This window comes from Nonomuraea sp. NPDC026600 (assembly GCF_040638335.1).
Taxonomy (GTDB): Bacteria; Actinomycetota; Actinomycetes; order Streptosporangiales; family Streptosporangiaceae; genus Nonomuraea.
In genome coordinates, this window is sequence record NZ_JBEZYD010000031.1 from 80,221 (window position 1) to 95,952 (window position 15,732).

A 15,732-nucleotide genomic window follows, 5' to 3' on the forward strand; every position below is an offset into this window, starting at 1 on the left:
TCGCTCGGCCGCATCCGCAGTATTGAAACAGGTTTCAGTTTTGCCCTAGGCTGCGGTCGGAGGTCATGACATGATTCTGGACCGCTTCCACGTCACCGGCCACGCCGCCATCGTCACCGGTGCCGGCCGGGGCATCGGCGCGGCGACCGCGATCGCCCTCGCGCAGGCGGGCGCGGACGTGGCGATCTCCGCCCGTACGGAGGAGCAGCTACGCGCCGTCGCAGCTCAAGTGGAGGAGGCGGGCAGGCGGGCGCTGATCGTTCCCGCCGACTTGAGCGTGCCGGGCGCCATGGAGGCGCTCGCGAAGCAGGCCGTGGACGCCTTCGGCCGGGTGGACGCGATCGTCAACAATGTGGGCGGAGCGCTTCCCCGCGCCTTTCTCGACACCACGCGGAAACATCTTGAGAACGCGTTCCAGTTCAATGTCGGGATCGCGCATGAGCTGACGCGGGCGGCCGTACCGTACCTGCTCGAGACCGGCGGCTCGGTGGTGAACATCACCTCCGCCGTGGGCCGCACGGCGGGCCGTGGTTACCTGGCGTACGGCAGCGCCAAGGCGGCGCTCACGCACTACACGCGGCTGGCCGCCCGTGACCTGGCGCCCAGGGTGCGCGTCAACGCGATCGCCGTCGGCGCGGTCGCCACCTCCGCCCTCGACATCGTCATGACCGACGAGAACCTGCGTACCCAGATGGAGCAGGCCACACCCTTGAAGCGGATCGGCGAGCCGGAGGACGTGGCGGCCGCGGTGCTCTACCTGGTCTCGCCCGCCGGGCGCTACCTGACCGGCAAGGTGCTGGAGGTCGACGGCGGCATCGACCAGCCCAACCTCGACCTCGCGATGCCCGATCTCTGAGGAGAGACCCTGCTCGCCCCTACCCGCGGCGGTGCGGCTCCAGCGGTTGGCTGAGCAGCCGGCGGCCCTCGTCCCGGAAGCCGCGCTTGCGGTAGAAGTCGAAGAGGTGGCTCACGTCCTGCCCGTTGGGGGCGATCACGATCTCGAGCCGGCCGCAACCGCGGCCGGCGGACCAGCGCAGGCTGTCCTCGATGAGCCGATGGGCCTCGCCGCGCCGCCGCGCGTCCGGGGCGACGTAGAGGTCTTCGAGCTCGGCGATCAGGCCGGATTCGAGCCCGAACGTGGTCGTGGTGATGGCGAACGCGACCACGCGACCGTCCGCCTCGCTCACCGCGACGCGAGCCGTGGGAGAGGCGATCAGCGTGGCCAGGTTGCTCCTCAGATCGGCTGCCGAGGTGGCGAAGCCGTCCTCCTCGTAGAAGTCCACGGCGAGGGCGAGCAGAGCCGGCAGATCTTCCGGGGCAGCGGTCCTGATGGGCATGCACACCATGATGGCCGAGGCCGCGTCGGCGACGCGATGTAAAATCTTCTAGACATGGAGTCGCATTCTGACTACCTTGATGATGTCAAAGATTCTATACATCGCAAGGGGTGGCCCATGACACACGAGGAGAAACGCGCGTGGATCAGGCTGGTCGTCGCCGTGGTCGTGTACGCCGCCTATGTGGTCATCATCATGAGCCGCGCGGACGGACGCCCCCTACCTGAGGTGCCGTACGCCACCACCCTGCTCTGGACCGTCGGTGCGGCCATCGTCGCGTCGATCGTGGCCGAGATCGGGATCGCGATCGTGAACCCGAGGGCGTCCCGCGCCACGGACGAGCGGGACCGGGAGATCGGCCGGCTCGGCGAATACACCGGCCAGTCGTTCGTCGTCATCGGCGCGGTCGCGGCGATGGTCATGGCGATGGCCGAGTGGGACCGGTTCTGGATCGCCAACGTGGTCTACCTCTGCTTCGTGCTGTCGGCGGTCCTCGGCGGGATCACGAAGGTCATCGTGTACCGCAGGAGCCTCCCGCAGTGGTGAAGTCGACGCGTGTCACGAACCGCATCCGCTCGCTGCGCTTCGCGCACGACGAGATGACCCAGGCCGAACTCGCCGAGCGCATCGGCGTGACCCGGCAGACCGTCATCGCCATCGAGCAGAGCCGGTATTCGCCGTCCCTGGAGATGGCCTTCCGGATCGCCCAGGTGTTCGGCGTCCCGCTCGACGACGTGTTCCAGTACCCCGAATCCCCAGGAGAGGCGTCATGAAAGCGATCGTTCAGAGCTGCCCGGTCGCATAGCCTCAAGGACGTGGCAGGCACGATGACCCGAACCGTGACCGTGGAACTGCTTCCCCACCTTCGCCGGGCGCACGACCACATCGACCGTCACTACCAGGCGGCGCTGGATCTCGACCAGCTCGCCGCCGTCGCCGGGGTGTCCAAGTTCCACTTCGCCCGCAGCTTCGAGGCGGCCTACGGCGAGACGCCGATCCGCTATCTCACCCGCCGCCGCATCGAGCGCGCCCAGGACCTGCTGCGCGTCGCGAACCTCACGGTGACCGAGGTGTGCATGGTGGTGGGGTTCGCCAGCCTCGGATCGTTCTCGTCCCGCTTCACGCGACTCGTGGGAGAAAGCCCCACCGCCTACCGCGATCGGTGGGCCGCTCGCGGTGGCCCGCACGTCCCCGGGTGCTACCTGTTCATGCGCGGGGTGCTCGACCCGAGCGGTACGGCCGGACCCAACACCGCAATCTGAAAGAAGCGGGCGCCGCAGGTCGCCGCATACCGTAGCCACATGATTACCAACATCTCACTGGTCACCGTCTACTGCCTCGACCAGGACAAGGCACGCGACTTCTACGTCGAGAACCTGGGCTTCGAGTCCCACACCGACATCACCATGGGAGAGGGCTTCCGCTGGGTCACCATCGGCCACCCCAGCCAGCCCGAACTCGAGGTCACCCTGATGATCCCCGGACCGCCGCTCGACGCCGACGCCGCCGACTTCATCCGGCGGCAGCTCGAAAAAGGCCAGATGGGCGGCCTCGGCCTGCAGGTCGACGACTGCCGCAAGACCTACCAGGAACTGAGCGCCAAGGGCGTGACCTTCCTCCAGGAGCCGTCCGACCGCCCGTACGGCGTCGAGGCCGTCATGCGCGACAACACGGGCAACTGGCTGGTCCTCGTCGAACCCAAGGAATTCACCCCGGAGGACTTCGCCTGATCGGTGCCACCTCAGCCCCTCCGGGCGGATCCCATCATGAGCTGCGGTGCTCATCTCCAGATGAGCCCTGCGGCTTCGCGCTTTCCGCTTCTCAAGCCGATCGGGTTCTGTTCGATCTATGGCGTTAAATCGGCTCACCATGGCCGGTGTGCCCACGTGGGCACACTATGGACCCTCGCCATCGACTAAGGCGGTGAGGGGAAGGTTGGTCTGCCGCCATTGGGTGTGAGCCGCGATCAGTGGGGTCTTTTCCAGCGGGAGGAGGCCGTCGCCGAATTCGCGGAGCCGGGTGTACGCCTGGCGAAGAGCGGAGACTGTGGGGAAGTGACCGAGGTGTATGGCGAGGGTGAGGATGTCCTCGACCGTGATGACGGGAACGTTCCAAACCGAGGCCAGGCGCTGGCCCTCTTGATCGTCGAGGGCGGCGATCACGTGGCGGCCTTGCTCGGCGAGGTGGACGCAGTGGGCGATCACCACGACTTCTCCAAGGTCGCGACGGGTCCGTACGGCCCGCTCGAGTTCCAAGCCGCGGATGTCCTCGATGACCTCGATCACTCGTGCCGGAGCGGTCACAATTTCCAACCGCGGCAGTACCTGAATCCGGCCGCTGGCTTCTAGACGCGCCCATCGTTGTCGCAGGCCCGGATATTTGCGGTCCTTACCGGCGACTTCATCGCATACTTCCCGCGGGATGAGCAAGGTGAGCCCGGAGCGAGCAAGAACGTCGATGAGCATGGGGTGCAGATTGGCGCCGGTGAAGTGAACGCAGACAACTGCGTCCAGTACGCATATCTCGTCGGAATCTGGCATGCGGTTCACGCCTCCCGGCCTGCCTGAGCGCGCCGGAGGAGACGGTTGAGGTCGGCATGTCGCACAGGGCCGTGGGGCGGGGTGATCCCGGCGTCGGCAAGCGCCGCTTCGGTCTCGACCGGGTCGCGGCCTTCGAGTCCGGCGAGGATACGGACGCCGAGCCGACCGTCGCCGTAGGCAGTGGTCGCACGTTCCAGGATGCGGCGGGGTGGGCGCCGCGTCCGGCTGATTTCCTGCTCACGCTCATAATGACGGCTCCAGCCGTAGCGGCGGGCGAGCCTGGCTCCGGTCAACCCGCGCATGGCTTCGACCTGATCGCGGGTGAGGAGTCCCATTCGTTCCAGCTGTAGCAAAATGACCATGAGGCTGGCGCCGAAGTGATGGGAGAGCAGGGCGCATGAACGCTCGTCCGGTTGGTCGTCGGGGCTGAGCCAGGCTCGAATCCCGCTTTGGGGGGCGAGCAGGTGGCGGGCAAAGGCGTCGCAGCGTTTCTCGGCGGGAGTTCGCCGGGCGTCTACGGTGTCGCAATGGCCGCCGTCTCCGAAGAGAAGGTGCCCCAGTTCGTGGGCGAAAGTGAAGCGTTGCCGCTCGCTGACGTTTTTGGCGCTGACCGCGATGAGCGTGACGTCCCGGGCGGGATCGGTAAGAGTGAAGCCGTCGATTCCGCTGGGAAAGTCCAGAACAGCGGTGTCGGCTCCGGTCAGCCATTCGGCGGTCTCGGCAGGATCGGCCAGAGGCGCGCCGCCCAGGTCTAGACCCAACCGCACCGCGTTCGCCATCGCGCGGCCCTGTTCCTCGGCGGGCGTATTCGGATCGAATGATGGTGGGCTCATGACGGGCCTGGCTGTCCTGCTCGGACGTTTCCCTACGAGCCGGTCGAGCCTGTCGTCGAGGATCAGGATGCTGACGGCCTGCTGAATCGCGCCTTCACGGAGGTTCGCGTCATCTTCGGTAATCCGAGCGGCGATGCGAATGCGATCGCGCACCGGGCTTCCAGAAGTTAGATCGCCGAGGGGGATGTCCAAGGTGGTGGCGATGCGGTCGAGTTCGGCGATGGTGAGGCTGGACCGGGTGCCGAGTTCGATTCTGGCCAGGGTGGGTTGCGACAGCCCCACCGCTTGGGCGAGCTCGCGCTGATTCAGGCCGGCGCTTTCGCGGGCCTGGCGTACACGGCGGCCAACGTGCAGAAGTTCCATGACCATCACCTCTGAATCAGAATTTTAGCATTGATTCAGAGGAGCCATGCGCCGCAGATGTCGATCAACAGACAGGGGGACGCTTGAGCGGCGCCGCCTACTCGCTGAGCCGACAGGCGGGAAGATTTACATCAAACATCGATATAGTACGAGCGTGGATCACCCCCTGAACGTCGACGAGCTGACCACCGCGATCGAGGACTTCAACACGGTCTTCATCCGGCTTCCGTCGGTCCGGAGGTTCAACTTCTCGACCTTGTCGGTGCTCCACACCCTGTCGCGCAAGGGACCGCTGCGCCTGACCGACCTGACGGCCACGGAGCAACTGAAGCAGCCGGCGCTCACGAGCCTGGTCGCGAAGCTTGAGCGAGACGGGCTGGTGTCACGCCGCCGCGACCCGAACGACGGCCGCGCGGTTCTGCTGTCCCTTACCGAGGAGGGCGGGCGCATTGTCCGCTCTCGTCACGCGGACCGGGTGGCGAACCTGGCACGTCTCGTGGACCGGCTGAACGACCAAGAGCGTGAAGTGCTCGCCGGTTCGGCGCGCGTCCTGGCTCGTCTGACCGAGATCGCGGCGTCCGATGTCGCGGGCGACTAGATGAGGCGACCAGATGAGGAGACAAGCGTGCCCCCTGAGCCGATGCCGCTCCACGTGTCCGACGAGGTGCTCGATGACCTGCGTCGGCGACTGACCACGACAAAGTGGCCGCTGGACGTCGGCAACGACGACGGCTACTACGGGGTGCGCCGCTCGTACCTGCAGAAGCTCGTGGCGTACTGGGCGGACGGTTTCGACTGGCGCGCCGCCGAGCGCGCGATCAACGCCTACGAGCACTACCGCGTCGACGTCGGCGGAGTACCGGTCCACTTCATGCGTAAGCCCGGCGTCGGGCCGAATCCGGTGCCGCTGATCCTCAGCCACGGCTGGCCGTGGACGTTCTGGCACTGGTCCAAGGTCATCGACCCGCTCGCCGACCCGGCCGCGTTCGGAGCTGATCCGGCGGACGCGTTCGACGTGATCGTGCCGTCGCTGCCCGGCTTCGGATTCTCGACACCGCTGACGAATCACCCGGACATGAACTTCTGGAAGATCGCCGATGTCTGGCACGAGCTGATGACCGGTGTCCTCGGGTACGAAAAGTACGCGGCCGGCGGCTGTGACGTCGGCGCGCTGGTCACCGGGCAACTCGGGCACAAGTACGCCGACGAGCTCTACGCGATCCACATCGGGTCCGCGCTGAAACTCACGTTCTTCAACGGCGACCGCGCCTGGGACATCAGCGGCGGCAGGCCCATCCCGGAGAACCTGCCGCCGGCCATCCATGAGCAGCTCATGGCCAGGGAAAAGCGCTTCGCCGTCCATCTGGCAGCGCACATGCTCGACTCGGCCACGCTCGGTTACGGGCTGGCCGACTCCCCGGTCGGCATGCTGGCCTGGATGCTGGAACGTTGGGCGAACTGGTCCGACAGCCACGGGGACGTGGAAAGCGTGTTCACCAGGGACGATCTGCTCACCCACGCGACGATCTACTGGGCGGGCGACGCCATCGACACCTCGATCCGCACGTACGCCAACAACAACCGCTACCCGTGGACACCGTCGCATGACCGCCGGCCGGTGATCGAGGCACCCACGGGCATCACCTTCGTCGGCTACGAGAATCCGCCCGGTGTGACGACCGGCGAAGAGCGGGTGCGGAACTTCCTCGACAGCGACCGCGCCGCTTGGTACAACCACGTCAACATCACCGCTCACGACCACGGCGGGCATTTCATCCCGTGGGAGATCCCGGACGAGTGGGTCGAAGACCTACGGCGTACGTTCCGCGGACGACGCTGACCGGACGTGCTCGCTTTGACGATGCCGAGGCCGGCGGCGTCGAAGCGGCACCATTTCGCGGCAAGGCTCACGCGATGTTGCGGCAAAGGCCGCGACGCCTCGTTTTCAGGTCTGACAGGGTCGACGCGGCCTTACTGATCGGGCGGCGAGTGTGGGCGGAGAGAATATGAACCTTGTCGGGGATGACGAGCAGTTCGGGCGGCTGCTCATCGCTGCCCGGTCATATGGGGAACATCGCCCTCCTCGGGACGACAGCGCGCCAGTGGTCGTGGCAGAGGCGATGCATGAGGACATCAGGGTCATCGTCCGCAACCTCCTGGTGGCGAACGCCATCTGTGAGCTGAGGTCGGCCCGGCTGGTCGTGCTCACCGGCACGGACCGGGAGTGGAACGAGGTGCTTTGGGAGGAGTTCGACATCGAGCGGATTCGGCGGCTGGCCGAGGCGTTCGGTGCCGCCAAGGTGTTCGACGTGCATGACCTCGTGAATCGCCACCTGGCCGACCGAGGTGACAGCCCGCCCGAGGCGAGTGACTCCGAGACCATCGACGCCGTGGAGAAGGCCACGCTGATCCGGCTCGGCCGGGTGCCGCGACTGCCGAGCGCCGAAGAGCCTTGGCATGGATCGCGGCGCAGCCGTACCAGGGCCTTCTCCGCCGTCTACGACCGGCTGTTCGCCGAGCTGTCGCCGGACGCGCTGGTCACCAGCCATGTCGACTACGACCAGTGGGGGCTGGCGGTCGATACGGCCATACGCCGGGAGATCCCGGTCGTGCATGTACAGAGCACCGGGACCCTGAAGGCTTACGCGCTCTTCCCGGAGCGGCGCAGGGGGTTCGCCACTTTCCGGGAGGAGCTGACCTGCGGGCTCGCCGAGTATTTCGAGGAGTTCGTCTGGCCGTACCGGGATCTCCTCAAGCCGAGCGCGGAGCTCCTGGCGTGGCGGGCGAAGGTCAACCTGGGCAGGCCGAGCTGGTGGCGGGCCGGAAATATCAGCGATTTCGAAGTGCATACCGAAACGGAGCGGCGCCAGATCCGCCGGCACGCGTGCGAGCGTTTCGGGATCGACCCGGACCTGCCTGTGTTCACCGTCTTCCACCATGCCGTCTCCGACGCTCTCGGCACCAACAGGGAGCTGTTCGATGATCTGGCGCAGTGGTTCGAGGAGACCGCGGACTTCGCCGCCGCGAACGACTCTGTGACCTGGCTCTTCCTGGATCATCCAAGCCAGTTCCGGTATGACACGACCGGCCATTTCGCCGCGGTCGCGGCCCGTCATTCAGCGCGCGCGCATATGGCCTTCATGCCGAGCCTTGCACTGTCGAAGAACGTGCTGTGGAGCATGACCGAGGTCGGGGTGACAGTCCGCGGAAGCGTCTCCAGCGAGTTGCCCGCTTTCGGCATCCCCGTCATCCAGGCCGGTTGGTCCGAGTGGAGCGGATGCGGGCTGTCGCACGTCGCCCAGACGCGGGACGACTATTGGCGGCTGCTCGGCGAGGCCGTCGCCAAGCACGCGAAGGGCGAGTCCGTCCTGGGGCCCGAGCAGCGGGAGCGGGCCCGACTGTGGCTCTGGCTCTACCGCAGCGGGGCCGACGTGCCCTCGCCGCTGGTGCCGCACTGGGAGGTCGGGGCGGGCAACGAGTACCTGACTACGCTCGTCGCCGGCCTGCGGCACGTGGAGCGCGACGGAGACCCGCTCTACTGCTCGGTACGCAGGATGTGGGAGCGGCGCGACCCGCTGCTGAGCCGGTTCGACTTCCAGGATGCCAGCGGGTTCGCCGCGGCCCTGGCCGCTTCGAGGAGCGCGTCATGAGCACATCGCCGATCGCCGGCACCGCCACCGACTTCGACAGGCTCGTCGTTCCCTGCGAGGTGCCGATCGAGATCGCCAGCGGCCAGGAGGCCGCGCTGCAGGTGGCCGACCAGGTGCATCGCGGCATCCAGATCGTGGGCCGGTTCGAGCGCTCGGGACTGGCCGGCTTCAAGGTGGCCGCCGCGGGCCGCCGTCTCCGGGTCACGGTCACACTGGCCGTGGACGCCGGTTCGGTGCGCGGTTGGCACGAGGAAGAGCCGGAATCGGCGGAGGCCGGTAAGGCACTGCCGCGGCTCATCCAGATCCGCTCTCAGGGGCGGTTGCGCCAATGCGTGCTGCTGAAGGCCGGCAGCCGCATCAAGAGGAGTGTGGTCGTCTTCGACCTGCTGCCCGAGGAGGTGCCCGACGATGGTCTGATCTGCATCGAGGCGCTGGACATCATGGAGGGCCGCGGCGTGTCCGGCGCACTCCGCGAAGCCGTGGCGGGATCCGTCATGGAAGACGGCGTGGTCGGGCTGCGCATCGACAGCGTGGCCTTCGCCGTGAGCCCGGCGGAGGGCCAGGTCATGGCCGCCGCCCGCCAGACGTGGAACGGCGCGGGCAGCGAGGACTCCTCTCTGATCAGCTGCGGCGGCTTGACCGGCCGCCGTGACCGTGAGAGCCGCTCTCTCCGCTCCGGCCTGCTCATCGTCAACCCCACACCTCCGGGCGTCTTCGGCTCGGGAGGCACCCTGACGGTTCGCCTCGGCAGCAGGGCGGAGGCCACCTCGGGCAGGCGAGTTCGCGCGCTGATCCGGAAGGCCCGGCCCGGGGGCAACGGCTGGACCTTCAGAGCAGGCGCGCCGACCGTACAGCAGGTCCTGAGCATTCAGGACGGCGACCTGGCGCCGATCCAGTCGACGAGTGGCAATATCACCGAGCTCGAGCTCCCGGCGCCCATGAACGCGCCGGTCCTCGTCGTCGTGACGGCCAAGCAAGGTGTCGTGCCCACCCTGCTGTCCACGACCTGGACCCCTTGACGGCTCGGTCAGGCCACGGGGTGGGGCGCGACGCGGGACTGAACGGCCATCAGATGGTCGACGAGCGCCAGCAGGACATCGCGGCCCGCCGCCCGGTCGCGGGCGTCACAGAGCACCAGCGGCACCTGCGGATCGAGGTCGAGTGCCTTGCGGATCTCCTCCTGCGTCCGGTCCTTGACGCCGTGGAAGCAGTTCACGCCGATGACGAAGGGGATACCGCGGCTCTCGAAGAAGTCGATCGACGCGAAGCTCACGTCCAGCCGGCGGGTGTCGACCAGGACGATCGCTCCCATCGCTCCGTTGACCAGGTCGTTCCACATGAACCAGAAGCGTTCCTGCCCGGGGGTGCCGAACAGATAGAGCACGAGCTGGCTGTTGAGGGTGATGCGGCCGAAGTCCAGTGCGACGGTCGTGGTGGACTTGCCGCTCAGCCCTTCCAGATCGTCCACACCGACGCTGGCGTGGGTCAGGTACTCCTCGGTACGTAGAGGAGTGACTTCGCTCACCGCGCCGACCAGAGTCGTCTTACCGACGCCGAAACCACCGGCGATAAGGATCTTCACCGCCAGGGGAGCACCGTCCCCGTGGTCAGAGATTGCGTAGCCCATCCCGCACCGCCTCAAGGATCGCCATACCGGGAAGGCCGCCCGCCTGGGCGAAGGCCAGGGGTGGCCGGGCCCGCAGTTGACGGGCCTCGATCAGATCGCCGATGAGGATCTTGGTCACCGACACCGGGAGGTTCAGCGCGGAGGCGACTTCGGCCACCGCCAGCGGCCGGTCGCACAGAGCGAGGATGGTGCGGTGCTCCGGCTGCATTCGCCGGCGGTCGTGTCCGGTCTCCGAAGAGACCTCGGGGATCGCCGTCAGCAGGGTGATCAGCGTGAGGTCGTCCCGTTCGGAGGCGGTGCGTCCGCCGGTGATCGTATAGGGACGGACAAGGGACTCGTCGGCGCCGGCGTCGTCGAAGCCCTCCGTCCAGTGTTTCATCCGTGTCTCCCCGCGTCGTCGGCCCGCGGGTTACGCGCGTCGGTTCCCAGCTTCTGGCCGACCTGCTGGACCAGGGTGTGCATCGCGACGGCCATCAGTTCGGCGTCGACCTCCTGGGACGCGACCACGGCCAGATGGGTGCCACGGCCCGCGGACGTGATGAACAGCCACAGGTCGGCCATCTCGATGATGACCTGGTGAACCGGTCCGCCGCTGAAGAGTTGCCCGACGCCGCGAGCCAGGCTCTGCTGGCCCGTGGCGATCGCGGCGAGGCGTTCGGCGTCCGCGCGTTCGATGGTCTGGGACCGGCTGATCACCAGGCCGTCGTCGGACAGCACGATGGCGTGCCGGGTGCCCGCGACCTGATCGACCAGGCCGTCCAGGAGCCAGTCCAGGTCTGTGTCGGTGGCGGTGGTTCGCTGCGTCATCCTTGATCTTCCGTCCTTGGGGAACCGGGTTCGGCGGATCCGTCCTGCCGGGGCTGGAAGGTGTCGTCACCGGTCCGGCTCCTGCGGGACTGCCTCTGGAACGCACCGATTGTGGCACTGGATCGGCTGGGTTGGTCACGTACGGCCCAGTTCTCCTGATCGGTCTGTTCGTCCCGGTCCGCCGGGACTCTGAGCTCGGTGACCAGGCTCGCCTGGCGCACCCGCTGAGGCAGCGGGCCCAGGGGTGCGTCCCCCTGATCCGGTGATTCGGTGGCGGGTGCTGTCACATGTGCCATCGCGCGTCCCCTGGAGCGAGTCGGCAACTGTGACTGCTCCTGAGGTGGGGCATCTTCCTGCGGGTGCGGCTGCGGCCCGGTGGGGGCCTCCTCGGGGACCGCGGCCGGCTTGGGTACCGCCCGGGGGCGCTCCACCACCAGCGACGTCGGCAGCAGCACGATGACACGGGTGCCGCCGAAGGCCGACGTCCGCAGCGTCACCTGGAGCCCCAGGCTTGCGGCGAGCCGTGCGACCACGTACAGGCCGAGCCGCACATCGTCGGCGTGGGTCATCACATCGAGCTGCGGCGGCGACTGCATCAGGGCGTTGGCGGCCACGTACTGCTCGGGTTCCATGCCCAGGCCGCGGTCTTCGATCTCCACGGCGATGCCCCGGCTGACCGATGCGGCCCGCACCTCGACGGGGGTCGGCGGCTTGGAGAAGGCGGTGGCGTTCTCCATCAGCTCCGCCAGGACGTGGACCAGCGGCCCCACCGCGCGCTCGGCTATCCAGGGCTCGCCCCCGACCTCGATCAAGATCCGTCGGTAGTCCTGGACCTCGCCTTGCGCGGCGCGCAGTACGTCGAGCAGCCGTACCGGCTTGCGCCAGCGGCGCTGCGGCTGGCCGCCGCCGAGGATCACCAGGTTCTCCTCGTAGCGGCGCAGCCGGGCGGTGAGGTGGTCCAGGTCGAACAGGCCCTCCAGCACCTCGGGGTCCTCGTGCTTGCGCTCCATTTCGTCAAGCTTCTTCAGCTGAAGACCGATGAGGATCTGGGTACGGCGGGCGATGCGCTGGAGCATGCGCTGGAAGCCACGGTGCTGTTCGGCCTGCCGTACGGCGGTGAGCACGGCGCTGCGGCTGGCCAGATTGAGGGCCTGCCCGAGCTCGCCGAGCTCGTCGGGAGTGGGCTCGACCATGTGGACCTCCGCGTCCACGTCGACGTCCTCGCCGCGCCCCAACCGGGCGACCACGTCGGGCAGCCGCTCCTGGAGTTCCTGGGCCTCCTCGCGCAGGTGGAGGATGCGCCGGCGAAGGACGGCGGTCAGGCGCCAACTGGTGACAATGACCAGGATCAGGGCGAGCAGGCCCACGCTGCTGACGCTCATGAAGACCACGAAGAGCGTCTTGGCGTGGGCGTAGCCGATCTTGCTGACGTTGTCGAGCCGGAGGCTGAGGACTTGCAGCAGTTGCGGGGAGATCGTGTCCACCGAGGAGCGCCACGCGCCGCTGACCTCGCGGAGTGACACCTGGCCGGTCTCGCCGCCGGTCCCGGAGGTGACCAGCCGCTCCTCCAGGGCGGTCAGGGCCAGCCACGCCTTGCTGGCCGTCAGCGTTCCGTACTGGCTCTCGTTCGGCAGGAGGCTGGGGGCCACCCGGGAGCGCAGAAGGTGCTCCTTGGTGCCGATGGCGTCGGCGACCAGGTCCCACTCGTCCTTCGACAGGTGCCCCGTGTTCCAGCCGCGGGCCAGAACGGCGTCTTCGCGGCCGAGCATGTCGATGACCCAGAAGAGGTCGACCAGTGTCTGCGCCTTGATGCCCACCTCGCCGTGCTCGGTGTGGCTGAGGGCGGTCAATACGCTGAGGTCGGACTCGATGACGCCGCTGTAGTAGTCGAACGCCTTCTGCTCGCTGGCCGAACCGCCGTCCACCGACCGGCGCTGCTGGTCGAGGAGGCCGAGGCCGCGTACGGTCCGGATGACGGCCTCGGTGAGCCCCTCCTGCGCGTTGGGGGCGTCCAGAGTCGCCAGCGGACGGAAGACGCTCACGGCCTTGTCGGTCACCGCGCGCTGCTTGTCGAGCTTGTCACGGGAGGCGTTACGGGGGTTGGCCTGTGCCTCCGCGGTGAGTCGCCGCTCCTGGTCAAGGGAGAAGAACAGGTTGGCCGCGGGTCTGCCGACGGTGGTGGTGGCCAGATCCATCTGGGCCTTCTCGGACTGCCACTGAGTGAACAGTTGGTTCATGCCCGAAGCCAACAGCGGGGCGAAAGTGATGCTCGGTACGAACACCACGATGATCAGCACCGTACGCAGGGGCAGTCGGCGGCCACCGGCCGGTCGACGCGGCCGGCCGCTGGTCGACCCCGGTAACCCGTTCTCGTCGCCCACGGTCCGTGTTCTTCGCCGCCCGGCCCTGCCCAATCCAGCCACGTGCCGGACACTCCTCACCGGTCGATGCGCCCATGACAAAAATCGTCAAAGTAGATGATTAGTGCCCGATGGTAGCGATACGGCAGTTGAGGCCGAAAGCCCCGCTTCGTCGGCCCCGTCGGGTCTGGAGTTCAGCGCGCCGTGCCCGACTGGACGTCGAGCGCCGAGGTGCTGCCCGGCCAGACGCCGCTGAGGTCGATCTGGCGTACGCCGCCGGCCCACTGACCCAGCGGTGTGTTCCATTCGAAGCGGTGGTGCTCGTCGGAGAACACGCCCTTGAAGGCGAGATCGAGAACCAGGTTGGTGGCGTCGAGGGGGACTGCCCCGATGGTCGCACTGAGCCCGGCGGGAATCAGGGCTGTTCTGGTCACGGACCGGCCCGCGTCCGTGTCGTAGGTAAGGGTCGTGTGCACGACGTAGGTGCAGCCGGGGACGCTGTTCAGCAGCAGTTCAAAGGAGCCGAGGACGCTCGTCCACTTCTCGATCACCGTCCTGCCGTCGAACGAGGCGAAGGTGTAGGCGATGGGCGCGGGACATGGGGCCAGGGATTCGGGCGTCTCCGGCCAGAGGTGGCGAGAGACGCTCTTGTCGGCAGAGGCGGTCGCGAACGATCCCTGTCCTGACCCCTGCCCGAGCATGTCGTGGACCGCGCCTGCAGAGCCGCTCAGGGAGAACGTCGTGTTCTCCGACTGTGCCGCGATGTTCACGCCGCTCTTCGCCCAGACCACACTCGTGACAACGCCGAAGCCCTGACTGATCCGGTCGTCGGCGCACATGCTGTGCGTTTCGGCGGTCGCCGCCAACCATTCCAGCCGGCTGCTGAGCAGGCTCAGGTCCAGAAACTCCTCCGAGGTCACCGCGAACTCCGAGAACATCGATCCGGACCGCTCCAGACTCCAGGAAACCGTGACCTCCGCATTCACCTTGGTCCCCGTGTCCGGGTCGATGACCGTTCCGGCGGCGCCGAGGTCGATCTCCTTGCGGGACACGTGCTCGGACATGACCGACCATCGTTGTGAGATCGGCCGCGATGTGGTCGTCAGACCGGGGATGGCCACCCCGACCGGCGTGAACGCCCCGGTGCCCGGGTCCAGAACACCGACGGCACCGGGAACGATCGCCGGGTTCAGCGACCAGTTGCCCCAGTAGCCCTGGCGTTCTATGCGGATGAGCTGAGCGAAGACGACATCCCATGTGACAGTCAATCTCTCGGCCTCCTCTTGTGGGCGGATTTCGTTCCGCTCCATCTTCGGAATTCCCGGGAAGGGAAGCGAGGAGAATCATGAGAAAGGGGTTCAACTGTGGCTGGCGAGATGTATCGGTAACTCCGTCAACGCAGATATGCCTGGCTTTTAGTTGTTCACCGGATATGGATGCGAGTAATTATTATGATTTATGGATAAATGTCCCCTGGGTTCGCTCCTGAGATCGGCGGCGAGGCCAACTCGCGTCCCCGCGCGGTGGTCCCGCCTCGGCGGCCTCCAGGTCGCGCGGGAACGGTCCGATGCCCTCGTACGACCTGAGCATCACGGGGAACACGGGTTGGTAGCGGACCTCGACCACGTCATCCGACGCGGGTTGCACGATCACCCGCCACTCGCCCGGCAGGAACTCGGGCGCCGCCGTGACGGCGGCCGGTCGCGGCGGGATCCAAGCGCGGAGGCGTTCAGCAGGACTTTCGGTCCTATTTGGGATGCGATATCTGTTGTCCGAAATTACGAAAACCTGTACCTCTCGACCATTGTTCGAGAAATTAATCTTGACCGTTGCGCCGTAATTCGGAAGACCGGATCATCGTGATCATCATCATCACGCCCCGCAAGGCCAGAGAGGAGACATCATGCTCGGTCTCGTCGACCGTTTGCTGACGCGCGTCGCCCACAAGGTGACCGTCGAGGCAGGCTGCAGCAACTACTACTACTGCTCGGGTGGCATCAAGTACCTCCGTCAGTGCTGTCTGGACGAGGGTTGCCAGGTGGTCAAGGTCGGCACCTGCTGATGCGGCTGAAGTAGGCGCTCCGCGGGTGGCGGCCGGCCGCCGCCCGCACGGAGACGGGGACAGAACGCGCTCTGCCGCTGCTTCGATACGTCCGCCGCCCCCTTGGGGCCCGTCACCTGATCCGTAACAGCCCGCTGATCATCGCAGCCGCAC

The 15,732-nt window shown here is 67.1% G+C and carries 18 protein-coding genes; 10 read left to right on the plus strand and 8 right to left on the minus strand.

Annotation, left to right across the window (positions count from 1 at the left end; translation table 11 throughout):
- The first annotated feature begins 70 nt into the window (after positions 1-70).
- Complete coding sequence (locus tag AB0F17_RS47155) at positions 71-856, plus strand: SDR family oxidoreductase (protein ID WP_358037332.1); 786 nt, start codon at positions 71-73, stop codon at positions 854-856.
- A 19-nt stretch (positions 857-875) separates the two neighbouring features.
- On the opposite strand, the gene AB0F17_RS47160 is transcribed toward AB0F17_RS47155, so the two are convergent.
- Entirely contained in the window at positions 876-1,337 is a 462-nt protein-coding gene (locus tag AB0F17_RS47160; RefSeq protein ID WP_358037335.1) for a GNAT family N-acetyltransferase, read from the minus strand.
- 117 nt (positions 1,338-1,454) lie between these two features.
- Here AB0F17_RS47160 and AB0F17_RS47165 point away from each other — a divergent pair, with 117 nt between their 5' ends.
- The 4 genes from AB0F17_RS47165 to AB0F17_RS47180 are packed head-to-tail and all read left to right on the plus strand — an operon-like array spanning position 1,455 to position 3,067.
- A complete protein-coding gene (locus AB0F17_RS47165; RefSeq protein WP_358037338.1) occupies positions 1,455-1,883 on the plus strand; it encodes a hypothetical protein in 429 nt (142 codons plus the stop codon).
- A 23-nt stretch (positions 1,884-1,906) separates the two neighbouring features.
- Positions 1,907-2,110, plus strand: a complete 204-nt coding sequence (locus tag AB0F17_RS47170) for a helix-turn-helix transcriptional regulator (protein ID WP_358037566.1) — start codon at positions 1,907-1,909, stop codon at positions 2,108-2,110.
- Between the two features lie 42 nt (positions 2,111-2,152).
- Complete coding sequence (locus AB0F17_RS47175; RefSeq protein ID WP_358037341.1) at positions 2,153-2,599, plus strand: AraC family transcriptional regulator; 447 nt, start codon at positions 2,153-2,155, stop codon at positions 2,597-2,599.
- 39 nt (positions 2,600-2,638) lie between these two features.
- Positions 2,639-3,067, plus strand: coding sequence for a VOC family protein (locus tag AB0F17_RS47180; RefSeq protein ID WP_214634997.1), 429 nt, complete (start codon positions 2,639-2,641; stop codon positions 3,065-3,067).
- Positions 3,068-3,232: 165 nt separating this feature from the next.
- Here the strand turns inward: AB0F17_RS47180 and AB0F17_RS47185 are convergent, their stop codons facing one another.
- Together AB0F17_RS47185 and AB0F17_RS47190 are read right to left on the minus strand one after the other, a co-directional pair.
- Positions 3,233-3,886, minus strand: a complete 654-nt coding sequence (locus tag AB0F17_RS47185; RefSeq protein ID WP_358037344.1) for a hypothetical protein — start codon at positions 3,884-3,886, stop codon at positions 3,233-3,235.
- A complete protein-coding gene (locus tag AB0F17_RS47190; RefSeq protein ID WP_358037347.1) occupies positions 3,883-5,073 on the minus strand; it encodes a helix-turn-helix domain-containing protein in 1,191 nt (396 codons plus the stop codon). The genes AB0F17_RS47185 and AB0F17_RS47190 overlap by 4 nt, the downstream gene beginning before the upstream one ends.
- 154 nt (positions 5,074-5,227) lie before the next feature.
- On the opposite strand from AB0F17_RS47190, the gene AB0F17_RS47195 reads away from it, so the two are divergent.
- The 4 genes from AB0F17_RS47195 (at position 5,228) to AB0F17_RS47210 (ending at position 9,742) form a co-directional block, all read left to right on the plus strand.
- Entirely contained in the window at positions 5,228-5,671 is a 444-nt protein-coding gene (locus AB0F17_RS47195; protein ID WP_358037350.1) for a MarR family transcriptional regulator, read from the plus strand.
- A gap of 27 nt (positions 5,672-5,698) precedes the next feature.
- Positions 5,699-6,913 (plus strand): epoxide hydrolase family protein, encoded by a 1,215-nt coding sequence (locus AB0F17_RS47200; protein WP_358037353.1) that lies wholly within the window; start codon positions 5,699-5,701, stop codon positions 6,911-6,913.
- A gap of 166 nt (positions 6,914-7,079) precedes the next feature.
- Positions 7,080-8,723: a hypothetical protein gene (locus AB0F17_RS47205; protein ID WP_358037356.1), complete on the plus strand. Its 1,644-nt coding sequence runs from the start codon at positions 7,080-7,082 to the stop codon at positions 8,721-8,723.
- The gene (locus tag AB0F17_RS47210; RefSeq protein ID WP_358037359.1) at positions 8,720-9,742 is read left to right on the plus strand and encodes a hypothetical protein; all 1,023 of its coding nucleotides are present in this window, start codon (positions 8,720-8,722) and stop codon (positions 9,740-9,742) included. Before AB0F17_RS47205 ends, AB0F17_RS47210 begins: the two co-directional genes overlap by 4 nt.
- An 8-nt stretch (positions 9,743-9,750) precedes the next feature.
- Here the strand turns inward: AB0F17_RS47210 and AB0F17_RS47215 are convergent, their stop codons facing one another.
- The 5 genes from AB0F17_RS47215 to AB0F17_RS47235 all read right to left on the minus strand — a co-directional run bounded on the left by AB0F17_RS47215 (position 9,751) and on the right by AB0F17_RS47235 (position 14,785).
- The gene (locus AB0F17_RS47215; protein WP_358037362.1) at positions 9,751-10,350 is read right to left on the minus strand and encodes an ATP/GTP-binding protein; all 600 of its coding nucleotides are present in this window, start codon (positions 10,348-10,350) and stop codon (positions 9,751-9,753) included.
- Complete coding sequence (locus AB0F17_RS47220) at positions 10,331-10,729, minus strand: DUF742 domain-containing protein (protein WP_358037364.1); 399 nt, start codon at positions 10,727-10,729, stop codon at positions 10,331-10,333. The genes AB0F17_RS47215 and AB0F17_RS47220 overlap by 20 nt, the downstream gene beginning before the upstream one ends.
- Positions 10,726-11,157, minus strand: a complete 432-nt coding sequence (locus tag AB0F17_RS47225) for a roadblock/LC7 domain-containing protein (protein ID WP_358037367.1) — start codon at positions 11,155-11,157, stop codon at positions 10,726-10,728. Before AB0F17_RS47225 ends, AB0F17_RS47220 begins: the two co-directional genes overlap by 4 nt.
- On the minus strand, positions 11,154-13,538 hold the full coding sequence (locus AB0F17_RS47230) for a nitrate- and nitrite sensing domain-containing protein (RefSeq protein ID WP_358037370.1): 2,385 nt from the start codon (positions 13,536-13,538) through the stop codon (positions 11,154-11,156). The genes AB0F17_RS47225 and AB0F17_RS47230 overlap by 4 nt, the downstream gene beginning before the upstream one ends.
- A 173-nt stretch (positions 13,539-13,711) precedes the next feature.
- The gene (locus AB0F17_RS47235) at positions 13,712-14,785 is read right to left on the minus strand and encodes a hypothetical protein (RefSeq protein WP_358037373.1); all 1,074 of its coding nucleotides are present in this window, start codon (positions 14,783-14,785) and stop codon (positions 13,712-13,714) included.
- A gap of 635 nt (positions 14,786-15,420) precedes the next feature.
- On the opposite strand from AB0F17_RS47235, the gene AB0F17_RS47240 reads away from it, so the two are divergent.
- On the plus strand, positions 15,421-15,579 hold the full coding sequence (locus AB0F17_RS47240; RefSeq protein WP_358037376.1) for a hypothetical protein: 159 nt from the start codon (positions 15,421-15,423) through the stop codon (positions 15,577-15,579).
- Positions 15,580-15,732 lie beyond the last annotated feature (153 nt).